The following is a 9,883-nucleotide window of genomic DNA, read 5'->3' as shown; positions in this document are numbered from 1 at the left end:
GTGGCGGGCTTTTTTTTATTTATACACTTTGTATTTTACTTACATACCTAATTTTGAGGGACAACTATGCAACGTTATCCTATGACTCCTGAAGGCAAACTTGCCTTGGAAAAAGAATTACATCAGCTAAAAACTGTTGATCGCCCGCGTATTACAGCTGCAATTGCTGAAGCACGTGAACATGGAGATCTAAAGGAAAATGCAGAGTATCATGCTGCACGTGAACAACAGGGCTTCTGTGAAGGTCGTATTCAGGACATCGAAGGTAAACTTGGTGCTTGCCAGGTGATTGATGTTAAAGCGCTGGAACAAAACGGCCGTGTTGTATTTGGCGTAACAGTGACCATTGAAAATCTGGACACTGAAGAACAAAAAACTTACAAAATTGTGGGTGATGACGAAGCAGACTTTAAGATCAACAAGATCTCTGTGAACTCTCCGATCGCACGTGGTCTTTTAGGTAAAAACGAAGGCGACGAAGTGAAAATCGTGACACCACAAGGTGAAGTGGAATACGAAATTTCCAAAGTTGAATATATCTAATTTTTTATTTAGATATTTTTAGGCTGTAAGACCCCTCGCTTGAGGGGTTTTTTATTGATCCTGAAAATTTCTATCGATTTTATTTTAAGAAGCCAGAAGCCAATGCTTCAAATGCCTGTAAAGCCTGAGGTAAAACCTGTGCAGGATCATCGCTGGATGCCACCCACAGTGCTGCATTCATTGCTGCGCCATTTAGCAAGACCGCAGCAGCAAGCGCATCGACTGGTTTTAATCGACCTTCAGCTAGTAACTGTTCTACACATTCACGTGTTGACTGCAGGCATTTATTTTGACTTGGCCAATGTGCTGGATCACCGAGTACGGCCGGGCCATCGCGCAGCACAATCCGTTGAAACTCAGCATTTAATGCATGTTCAATATAAGTGCGTCCTTCAAGCATTAATCCACACCAAAGGTCATCAGGCTGCTCCAGATGTTGCTGGGCAGATGAAGCCATTTCTGAATCAATCTGATCGACCACCGCTGCAAATAAACCCTTTTTGTCACCAAAATGATGATATAGCGCACCACGGGTCAGCCCTGCTTCTGCTGTGAGTTTATCCATTGAAGTCTCTGCATAGCCATATTCTCCAAATGCACGGCGTGCCACTTGAATCAGTTTTTTACGGGTCTCGGCCATTTTTAATTCACGAACAGACATTTCTATTCTCACTTCAGCATTACAAAAATTTTAATTGACATACGCAGCGTATGTCAATTATGTTTACATACGAAGCGTATGTGAAACTGCCAAACGCTTTAAGAAAGGATTTTCATAGTAATTTTTTGAAGAGAATAGCCATGACTAGAACTGCAATATTTCCACAAGACCGCCATGCCCTGTATGAACAACATAGTTATTCTGCTGCGATCAAATCGCAAGATTTACTCTTTGTTTCAGGTCAGATCGGTAGCCGTGAAGATGGTTCTCCCGAACCAGATTTTGAAAAACAGGTAGAACGGGCTTTTGAAAATTTAGCTGCAACATTGGCAGCGGCTGGTTGTACTTTTGATGATATTGTCGATGTCACCACTTTTCATACTGATCCTCAACAGCAGTTTGAAAGCATTATAAAAGTTAAAAACCAGATTTTTACCCAAAAACCTTATCCGAACTGGACGGCTGTGGGCGTAACCTGGTTGGCTGGTTTTGATTTTGAAATTAAAGTCATTGCACGTATCCCTCAAAGCACTTAGATCAGCATTTACCTTAAAATTTTCTTCATGGACTAGATCGAGATTGTTGATTCAGCTTGCAGCGCAATTCGGTATAATGACCCATTCCTTATTGTTCTTGTCTCCCTATGTCCGAAAAGTTAATTAATTCGCCTGTGAATCATTGGTGTGAGTTCGAGTTTATCTCAAAAACCGTGAAGAACCCGAATATTCATATTAAAGGGAATTATTCCTACTATTCAGCCTATTGGGATCAGGGTTTTGAGCGTTGTGTTGTGCGTTATTTACATGATAAGCCTGCAACGCCTGAGAAGCCAATTGATCAGCTTTATATCGGCAATTTCGTCTGTTTTGGCGCAGAATGCGTGATTATGATGGGTAGCAACCAGTTGCACCGTATCGACTGGATTTCAGCGTTTCCGTTCGATACACGGGGTTTTGAGCTTGCGGGTGATACGATCATTGGTGATGGCTGCTGGATCGGCTCTCGTGCCATGATTATGCCGGGTGTAAAGCTAGGCGAAGGTGCTGTGGTGGCAACAGGTGCGGTTGTGACGAAAGATGTACCACCTTATGCAGTCGTTGGCGGTGTACCTGCGAAAATTATTAAGTATCGTTTCCCTGATGAAGATATAAAAAAACTGCTGTCACTTAAGCTTTATGACTTAGATGAAAAGCAGTTTCTAAAAATGCGTGAGCAGTTACAGACGGATGATGTAAATAAACTATCTGCTTTTTTAAATAGCTCACTTGAATAACACAACAGAACCCTAATAGTATATTTTTTATTCAAAATACTGGGGATGAAATTGATCTACGATAACCAAGCATTAAAATTACATACAGCCCTAATAAAGCTACGTAAACACCCTTTACGCAGTGGAAGAACGCTAGATGTTTTATCAGACTTTTTTAAAGTTGACATAGAAAATGTACCTTTAATTACACAAAGCATTTCCCAACTCCACAACCATGTTTTTGAAATAAAAAATTTTTGCACGGGTGTAACTTTTTTAGAAAAGCAATATAACAAATGGTCTGGGCCAATCAATCAAGCTTTTTTAAACATCCACTTACCTTCCAATTACAGCAATTTCATGAGTAGTTTTAACGATGAACATTTATTCCTTTTAGAGACTACACACGACGCACTAGTGGATAAATACCGTCATTTTAAACTTATTGACCAAAGTTTAATCGATGATCTCATACAATCATTAAATGACAAACTGACAGAAACATTACAGAGCCAAGCTTCGGATAAAGTAAAGCTATACGTAAAAAAGCAATTGCAAACCCTGATCAATGATCTAGAAAATTATAATTTTTTAGGTTTAGAAAACATCCATAAAACGATTGATAGCACCATCGGACATATAGTTACCGATTCTGATTACAAAGCTTATGCGCAAACAACAGAAGGAAAAAATCTTTTCGGAGAGTTACTAAAAATTACGGGTTTACTCGAAATTACAGAAAGTGCGACTCAAAGTCTTTTAAATATTCAACAGCTCATTCAAATAGGAGTGGGAGGTTAAAACATTTAGCCATAAAAAAACCCACTCAATCGGAGTGGGTTTTTTCAGAATATGGTGGCTATGACGAGACTTGAACTTGTGACCCCCGCATTATGAGTGCGGTGCTCTAACCAACTGAGCTACATAGCCTTAAACTGTGCGCGCATTATGAGTTTTTCTAAAAAAAACGTCAACCCCATAATGCACTGATTGATCAAAATTTGGTGAAGTGAGCCGATAAGCCGGGTTCTGTCGAGAACGATCATTCCTCTAGGCGTACAATCACTCATACGCTCAAGCGACCTACCCGGATCCAGCATGGGCCATGCCTAAAGGATCCCTATTTGGTCTTGCTTCCGGTGGGGTTTACCATGCCATGAACTGTTACCAGTCATGCGGTGCGCTCTTACCGCACCCTTTCACCCTTACCTCCGATCCCGATTGCTCAGAACCATAATGAAGGCGGTCTACTCTCTGCTGCACTTGCCGTCGGTTTACACCGCCCAGGCGTTACCTGGCACCTTGCCCTATGAAGCCCGGACTTTCCTCCCCTGCTTCAATCACGGAGATCTCCACAGCAGCGATCGTCTGGCTCACTTCGAGCGGCATAGTATCAAATATCGAGACTAATTGCTTGATGTTTTTTGAGCAGTCAGTTTTTCATACTTGGCTTGCAGCTGTTCCTGCGTTTCGACATGATTCGGATCCAGTGGAATACAATCCACCGGACAGAACAGCTGGCACTGCGGTTGATCATGATGTCCGACGCACTCTGTACATAGGTCTGGATGAATCTCATAAATGAGTTCACCCATATAGATGGCCTCATTCGGGCATACAGGTTCACAGACATCACAGTTAATACATTCATCGGTGATATATAAAGACACGCTACCAACCTTGTTGAAGTTTACGCTCGAAGGCAGCAACCACGTTTGGTGGTACAAACTTGGTCACATCACCTCTTAATCGAGCAATTTCACGCACCAAAGTGGATGAAATAAAAGAATATTGTTCTGAAGGAGTTAAAAATACCGCTTCAAAATGGGAGTCCAGCTGACGGTTCATATTGGCCAGCTGAAATTCATACTCAAAATCAGACACTGCACGCAAACCACGCAATACAGCAGTCGCCTTTTGCTCACGGAAAAAATTGACGAGCAAACCATCAAAACCTACAAATTCAACATTGTCCAAATGACTCAATGACTCTTTCGCCAATGCGACACGCTCTTCCAGACTAAATACCGGATTTTTATGATGACCGATGGCAATGGCTACCACAACTTCATCAAACATTCGCGCTGCGCGGGTTACCAAATCAATATGTCCATTGGTAATTGGATCAAAAGTCCCCGGATAAATCACACGAGTTTTAGACATCCATTTGTACTCTGTTTGTTATGTAGAATCTTATTTTAGCAAAAACTTGTTTTTTTGGTGAATAATCCTCATTAATTTAAAAAACTTCACCTTATTTCTAGTTGCGGTACAATAGCAGCACGTTTGGAAGTATCAGATTATGGCGAAAGCATCTATTGTAGTAAAAAAAAATAATGGCGGTACCATTGCACTAAATAAACGTGCCCGCCACGATTATTTTATTGAAGAGAAATTTGAAGCGGGGCTTTCATTAAAAGGCTGGGAAGTCAAATCAATGCGTGCTGGTCGTATGACCATCGTAGAAAGTTATATTACCTTTAAAAATGGTGAAGCGTTCTTGTTTGGTGCACAGGTTCAGCCCTTATTAAGCGCTTCAACCCATGTGGTGCCTGAAGCAACTCGTACCCGCAAGCTGTTGCTGAATCGCCGTGAAATTGAAAAGTTGATGGGTGCGATTAACCAGAAAGGTTATTCCTGCGTTCCATTGGCCTGCTACTGGAAAGGTCCACATGCCAAGCTGGAAATTGCTCTGGTGAAAGGTAAGCAGCTTCATGACAAACGTGCCACCGAAAAAGACCGTGACTGGCAACGTGATAAAGCGCGAATTTTCCATAAATAATGGATTAAAAGTTGAATATAAAAAAACCTCCATGAAATGGAGGTTTTTTTATGAATCCAATTAAGCCTTCAGATTCATACGGGCCAGCGTCAAGGCAATATATTCACCGAACCACAGCGCAGTTTTTAAATCCCCTTCAGGTGGGGTTACTTCAACAGGTGCATTATCCGATTGAGTCATCAAACCTAAAAAGCTGGACATACGATTCAGGTCAGTTACGCTACGTCCAGTTGGCATTAATGGCAAACCTGCCCATAACATGCCGTGCTGCATGGCAAACAGATTAATCTGCTGCAATACCGCCAGCTTGTCGCCACTGAGACCGCCGCCATTGGTAAAAGCTGCTGCCAGCTTGCCCTGCCATGCACGCGCCAGCCAGCGTTTCGAAGACTGTTCCATAAACAGCTTCATCGCCGAAGTCAGACTCCCCATATAAGTTGGACAGCCAAAAATAATGGCATCTGCGGCGTCCAGCACCTCCCAATCTATATGTTCGACATTCATCATATGCACCTGAACACCAGTTTCCCGTGCACCATCGGCAATGAAATTTGCCACTTTAGCCGTGTGTCCATAAGGACTGTGATAAACAATCGCAACAGATTGGGAAGATAGGGACATAATACTTAAAAACCAAGAATTTCAGTCAAGTTTAACATTTTCAAGCCATAAACACGAATGTTGCCATGCGTCCGGTCTTGGCTTCACGGCGATAAGAGAAGTATTCATCTGCCTGACGGTAAGAGCACTGATCACCCCCCAGCACGGTTTTGATACCATGTTGATTCAGGATATAACGGGCAATTGCATACAGATCGGCATAGTGCTTGCCTGCCTCCTCTCCTGTCTGAAATGCACTGTCCAGTTCAGGATATTTGGAACAGAAAGCTGCTTTTACTTCTGCGCCAATTTCAAAACACGGCTGACTAATCGCCGCACCGAGCCATGCCCAAGTCGGCGGAGTCTGCATGGCAGTAATTGTATTTTCCACAATCCCACCTGCCAGCCCGCGCCAGCCTGCATGTAAATTGGCAACTTCTGTGCCATCTGCATTTCCCAGCACCACAGGTAAACAGTCTGCGGTCATCATCATCAAGGCGTGCGCTTTGCTCTGCGTCACCAGACCATCTCCGACCAGTGCGGTAAATGGCATCTGCTCATTAATGCTATGACAGATGGTGCTATGTGTCTGGGTCATCCAGGTGATTTTATCCACGCCAAAAGGCTGGAAGTCTTTTAGCAACTGGATGCGATGTTTTTGCACACGCGCCGGATTGTCATTGACATGCAATGCCAGGTTAAAGCCCGCCAGTTCTGGCTGCTCCGATGGCTGTATCTGTTCATGATGAACACGGGTCTGCCCCACATAAACGCCTTGAGGCAAACCTTGTACAAATTGCATGTCTCTTCCCTTTTAATGACCAATGCTGGAAATGAAGAAATTAATAAGCCTTGTTTTCGCTGCGCAGTACTTCAACCAGATTGGTGAAATCTTCTGGCCACGGCGCATTAAAGGTCATTTCTTCTTTGGTCCGTGGATGTTTCAGACCTAAAGTCGCAGCATGCAGTGCCTGACGTTTAAAGCCACGCAAGGTATCTTCAAGCAACTGTGAAGCACCGGCTGGCATACGGACACGCGGCATATACACCTGATCACCCACCAGACCATAACCGATATAGCTAAAGTGCACACGGATCTGGTGGGTACGACCAGTTTCCAGACGCGCTTGAACACGGGTAAAGTGCTGGAAGCGTTCTTTCACATTGTAATGCGTCACCGCGTCTTTACCGCTTGGAAGTACGGTCATTTTGACACGATCTACCGGATGACGTTTGATTGGCTCATCAATGGTACCGCCGGCAATGATGTTGCCATATACAACCAGATCATAAACGCGGTACACCGATTTTTTCTCAAGCTGACGGCTTAAAGAGAATTGCGCTTCAAGATTTTTCGCAACCACCAGTAAACCCGAGGTATCTTTATCGATACGGTGCACCAGACCGGCACGCGCCAGTTCTGCTGATTTTGGATAATGATGCAATAACGCATTCACCAAAGTACCAGAACTATTGCCTGCACCCGGATGCACGACCATGCCAACTGGTTTGTTGACCACAATAATGTCATCATCTTCATAGACGATGTCCAGTGGAATATTTTCAGGAAGGCTGCGGGTCTGTGCCTCAAGCTCGACATTTAATGTAAGCGTTTCAAAACCATCACATTTATATTTAGGCTTTACAGGCTGGCCATTGACCAATAAATTACCGTCTTTGATCCACTGTTTCAGCTTTTCGCGGGAAAAATCGCTCCATACGATCGCGGCAACCTGATCGATACGCTGGCCCAGATAGGTTTCATCCACTTGAAATTGCAACGCTAAACGTGTTGCAGTTGTGTCTGAAGTATGGTTATCTGCATCCTCAGAATCTTCAAGTAAATTAAAATCAGTTTCAGGGAAATTAGAATTGGAAGATTGTGCTTGACTCATTTGCTCATTCAGACAAAAGTGGTTTAATAGTGCAATTGTAGCTCATTGCCCGTATTAACAGAGGAATTTTTATGTCGCTACCACATTATAAAATGACAATGCTTGCAATTACGTTAGGCGTTGCATCGGCAATGGTAGGCTGTAGCAGTAATCCAACAAAAAAAGACGTCGTGGATAAAGGCCCTGAAGCCAGCGAACAGGTTTATATTCAAAAAGCACAAAAAGCGCTTGATCGTCAGCAATATAGTGATGCTGCACGTCAGCTTGAAGGTCTGGAAACCTATTTCCCTACCAGTCAGTATGCAGCTCAGGCGCAACTGGATCTGATCTATGTCAAATTCCAGCAAAAGGATTTTGAAGGTGCAGTAGCATTGGCTGAACGCTTCATCCGCCTGAATCCACAACATCCAAATGTGGACTATGCCTACTATGTGCGTGGTGTAGCCAACATGGAGCAGAACTATAACGGTCTGCTGCGCTATACCAAACTGAAACAGTCACACCGCGATGTCAGCTATCTGAAAGTGGCTTATCAGAACTTCGTTGATTTTATTCGTCGCTATCCTTCAAGCGAATATGCAGTTGATGCTGCTCAACGTATGAAGTTTATTGGTCAGGAACTGGCTGAGCATGAAATGAATGCGGCGCGTTTTAACATCAAGCGTAAAGCTTACCTTGCGGCTGTTGAACGTGCGCAATGGGTGATTGAACACTACCCACAAGTGCCACAAACTCCGGAAGCTCTGGCGACCATTGCCTATGGCTATGACAAGCTCGGTGATAAAGCAACTTCACAGCAATATATCGAAGTGCTGAAACTGAACTATCCAAATCTGGTGAATGCCGATGGTACAGTGGACTTAAGTTCGGCACGCAGTGAAGGCAGTTTCTTTAACCGTGCAACCTTAGGGATATTCGGTAAGGAAGCGCGTACCTACTCAGGTTCTGACAATATTCCGGAACCAAAACAGGAACGCAGCCTGACCAATCGCATGTCATTTGGTTTGTTAGATCGTTCTAAAAACACGGAAACTGAACAGCCTGAGCCGACTGCTGAATAAGCCGACTGTTACAGGTGCAATTTTGCAAAGGGCAAGGTATCATACTTGCCCTTTTGCCATTTCTGAGCAACGCTTGAACAAATCGTGCAAAAGGTATACAAAGGAATTTATATAGAGCCGGCTTAGTTCCTACTCTTAATTTTTCAATGATTTACACCTTATAAACGCAGCACGAGAAGCTCAGCAGACTATGGCCATTCCTCAACATACGATTGATCAGATTCTCGATCGCACCGACATTGTCGATGTGATTGGTCAATTCGTGAAATTAAAAAAAACTGGTCGTACCTATTCGGGCTGTTGCCCTTTCCATCAGGAAAAATCGCCTTCTTTCCACGTTTACCGTGACAAGCAGTATTTTCACTGTTTCGGCTGTCAGGCTAATGGTAATGCTATCCGTTTTTTAATGGACATTGGCAACCGTAATTTCATTGAAGTGATGAAAGACCTGTCCAGTCAGACCGGCATTGAATTACCTAAAGATAATCAGGAATCCAGCAAGCTTAAATATAAGCGTGAAGCAGCGAAGCCTAAAGCTGCAACAAAACCGTCTGCGCCAAAGGCAGCAACCAATACATCCAATAATCCGAATCAGGCATTTTCAACTGCCAGTGATACTGGATCGACAGCCAGTTTTGACCCTTTTGCAGAGTTTCAGAATCCTGAACAGGATTACTATAGCGATCCGTTTGCTGCTTTTGAGCAAATGCCAATGCAGGACGCGCCTCAGGAAGGCAACCTGTTTGACTTATTGGAAAATATCGCACAATTCTATGAGCGCCAGTTACCGAATAGTGCCAGTGCACAGCAGTATTTCCGCCAACGTGGCCTCAGTGCTGAAACAATTGCCTATTGGCGCTTAGGCTATGCACCGGAAGACTGGCAGCACCTGGAAAAAGCTTTCCCGCAGGATATTGAAGGTCTCAAGCTCTTAGGTTTGATTCGTACCAGCGACAATGGTCGTGATTTCGACCTGCTTCGTGACCGGGTGATTTTCCCGATTCGGGATGCGAAAGGTCGCGTGGTCGGCTTTGGTGGCCGTGCGCTCAATGATGAAATCAAGCCGAAATATATCAACTCGCCGGATTC

General features: G+C 43.8%; 13 protein-coding genes, 1 tRNA gene and 1 other RNA gene. 7 read left to right on the top strand and 8 right to left on the bottom strand.

All coding sequences use genetic code 11. From position 1 onward, the window contains the following. The first annotated feature begins 66 nt into the window (after nucleotides 1-66). Nucleotides 67-543: a transcription elongation factor GreA gene (gene greA / locus B4033_RS02155; RefSeq protein WP_005222895.1), complete on the top strand. Its 477-nt coding sequence runs from the start codon at nucleotides 67-69 to the stop codon at nucleotides 541-543. Between the two features lie 79 nt (nucleotides 544-622). Here greA and B4033_RS02150 read toward each other — a convergent pair whose 3' ends face one another. Then, nucleotides 623-1,204 carry a TetR/AcrR family transcriptional regulator gene (locus B4033_RS02150; protein ID WP_163165324.1) on the bottom strand — a complete coding sequence of 194 codons (582 nt, stop codon included), beginning with the start codon at nucleotides 1,202-1,204 and terminating at the stop codon, nucleotides 623-625. A 140-nt stretch (nucleotides 1,205-1,344) separates the two neighbouring features. Here B4033_RS02150 and B4033_RS02145 point away from each other — a divergent pair, with 140 nt between their 5' ends. The 3 genes from B4033_RS02145 to B4033_RS02135 all read left to right on the top strand — a co-directional run bounded on the left by B4033_RS02145 (nucleotide 1,345) and on the right by B4033_RS02135 (nucleotide 3,257). Beyond that, nucleotides 1,345-1,740, top strand: a complete 396-nt coding sequence (locus B4033_RS02145) for a RidA family protein (protein ID WP_286831739.1) — start codon at nucleotides 1,345-1,347, stop codon at nucleotides 1,738-1,740. Nucleotides 1,741-1,847: 107 nt separating this feature from the next. Beyond that, complete coding sequence (locus tag B4033_RS02140) at nucleotides 1,848-2,477, top strand: CatB-related O-acetyltransferase (RefSeq protein ID WP_286831737.1); 630 nt, start codon at nucleotides 1,848-1,850, stop codon at nucleotides 2,475-2,477. Between the two features lie 51 nt (nucleotides 2,478-2,528). Beyond that, complete coding sequence (locus tag B4033_RS02135; RefSeq protein WP_147395688.1) at nucleotides 2,529-3,257, top strand: hypothetical protein; 729 nt, start codon at nucleotides 2,529-2,531, stop codon at nucleotides 3,255-3,257. A gap of 52 nt (nucleotides 3,258-3,309) precedes the next feature. Here the strand turns inward: B4033_RS02135 and B4033_RS02130 are convergent. From B4033_RS02130 to coaD, 4 genes are all read right to left on the bottom strand, one after another. Next, nucleotides 3,310-3,386 (bottom strand) — tRNA-Met (locus tag B4033_RS02130). A 72-nt stretch (nucleotides 3,387-3,458) separates the two neighbouring features. After that, an RNA gene (rnpB, locus tag B4033_RS02125) (RNase P RNA component class A) lies at nucleotides 3,459-3,836 on the bottom strand. 26 nt (nucleotides 3,837-3,862) lie between these two features. Then, nucleotides 3,863-4,126, bottom strand: coding sequence for a YfhL family 4Fe-4S dicluster ferredoxin (locus tag B4033_RS02120; protein WP_004280584.1), 264 nt, complete (start codon nucleotides 4,124-4,126; stop codon nucleotides 3,863-3,865). 1 nt (nucleotide 4,127) lies between these two features. Then, a complete protein-coding gene (gene coaD / locus B4033_RS02115; RefSeq protein ID WP_004280585.1) occupies nucleotides 4,128-4,619 on the bottom strand; it encodes a pantetheine-phosphate adenylyltransferase in 492 nt (163 codons plus the stop codon). Between the two features lie 139 nt (nucleotides 4,620-4,758). Between coaD and smpB the strand changes: the two genes are divergently transcribed. After that, the gene (gene smpB / locus B4033_RS02110) at nucleotides 4,759-5,238 is read left to right on the top strand and encodes an SsrA-binding protein SmpB (RefSeq protein ID WP_004280586.1); all 480 of its coding nucleotides are present in this window, start codon (nucleotides 4,759-4,761) and stop codon (nucleotides 5,236-5,238) included. Nucleotides 5,239-5,298: 60 nt separating this feature from the next. Here the strand turns inward: smpB and B4033_RS02105 are convergent, their stop codons facing one another. From B4033_RS02105 to rluD, 3 genes are read right to left on the bottom strand one after another with little or no spacing between them, the layout of a single operon-like run. After that, nucleotides 5,299-5,859 carry a flavodoxin family protein gene (locus B4033_RS02105; RefSeq protein WP_004814919.1) on the bottom strand — a complete coding sequence of 187 codons (561 nt, stop codon included), beginning with the start codon at nucleotides 5,857-5,859 and terminating at the stop codon, nucleotides 5,299-5,301. Between the two features lie 40 nt (nucleotides 5,860-5,899). Further along, a complete protein-coding gene (pgeF, locus tag B4033_RS02100) occupies nucleotides 5,900-6,640 on the bottom strand; it encodes a peptidoglycan editing factor PgeF (protein WP_286831726.1) in 741 nt (246 codons plus the stop codon). 40 nt (nucleotides 6,641-6,680) lie between these two features. Further along, nucleotides 6,681-7,733 carry a 23S rRNA pseudouridine(1911/1915/1917) synthase RluD gene (gene rluD / locus B4033_RS02095; protein WP_286831723.1) on the bottom strand — a complete coding sequence of 351 codons (1,053 nt, stop codon included), beginning with the start codon at nucleotides 7,731-7,733 and terminating at the stop codon, nucleotides 6,681-6,683. Between the two features lie 71 nt (nucleotides 7,734-7,804). Here rluD and B4033_RS02090 point away from each other — a divergent pair, with 71 nt between their 5' ends. Together B4033_RS02090 and B4033_RS02085 are read left to right on the top strand one after the other, a co-directional pair. Further along, nucleotides 7,805-8,794 carry an outer membrane protein assembly factor BamD gene (locus B4033_RS02090; protein WP_286831720.1) on the top strand — a complete coding sequence of 330 codons (990 nt, stop codon included), beginning with the start codon at nucleotides 7,805-7,807 and terminating at the stop codon, nucleotides 8,792-8,794. Nucleotides 8,795-8,984: 190 nt separating this feature from the next. Beyond that, nucleotides 8,985-9,883: DNA primase (locus B4033_RS02085; RefSeq protein ID WP_286831717.1), on the top strand; the 899-nt coding region annotated here is incomplete at its 3' end.

Source organism: Acinetobacter sp. UBA3132, assembly GCF_002364825.1.
In the GTDB taxonomy this organism is placed as follows: domain Bacteria; phylum Pseudomonadota; class Gammaproteobacteria; order Pseudomonadales; family Moraxellaceae; genus Acinetobacter; species Acinetobacter schindleri.
The sequence above is the reverse complement of the archived record's forward strand: the minus strand, read 5'-3'. Positions and strand labels throughout refer to the sequence as shown.

Bases quoted from the DNA above. Each gene is read 5' to 3' on its own strand.
- rluD (WP_286831723.1), bottom strand. From the start codon at position 7,733: ATGAGTCAAGCACAATCTTCCAATTCTAATTTCCCTGAAACTGATTTT.
- greA (WP_005222895.1), top strand. From the start codon at position 67: ATGCAACGTTATCCTATGACTCCTGAAGGCAAACTTGCCTTGGAAAAA.
- B4033_RS02140 (WP_286831737.1), top strand. From the start codon at position 1,848: ATGTCCGAAAAGTTAATTAATTCGCCTGTGAATCATTGGTGTGAGTTC.
- smpB (WP_004280586.1), top strand. From the start codon at position 4,759: ATGGCGAAAGCATCTATTGTAGTAAAAAAAAATAATGGCGGTACCATT.
- B4033_RS02150 (WP_163165324.1), bottom strand. From the start codon at position 1,204: ATGTCTGTTCGTGAATTAAAAATGGCCGAGACCCGTAAAAAACTGATT.
- pgeF (WP_286831726.1), bottom strand. From the start codon at position 6,640: ATGCAATTTGTACAAGGTTTGCCTCAAGGCGTTTATGTGGGGCAGACC.
- B4033_RS02105 (WP_004814919.1), bottom strand. From the start codon at position 5,859: ATGTCCCTATCTTCCCAATCTGTTGCGATTGTTTATCACAGTCCTTAT.
- coaD (WP_004280585.1), bottom strand. From the start codon at position 4,619: ATGTCTAAAACTCGTGTGATTTATCCGGGGACTTTTGATCCAATTACC.
- B4033_RS02145 (WP_286831739.1), top strand. From the start codon at position 1,345: ATGACTAGAACTGCAATATTTCCACAAGACCGCCATGCCCTGTATGAA.
- B4033_RS02090 (WP_286831720.1), top strand. From the start codon at position 7,805: ATGTCGCTACCACATTATAAAATGACAATGCTTGCAATTACGTTAGGC.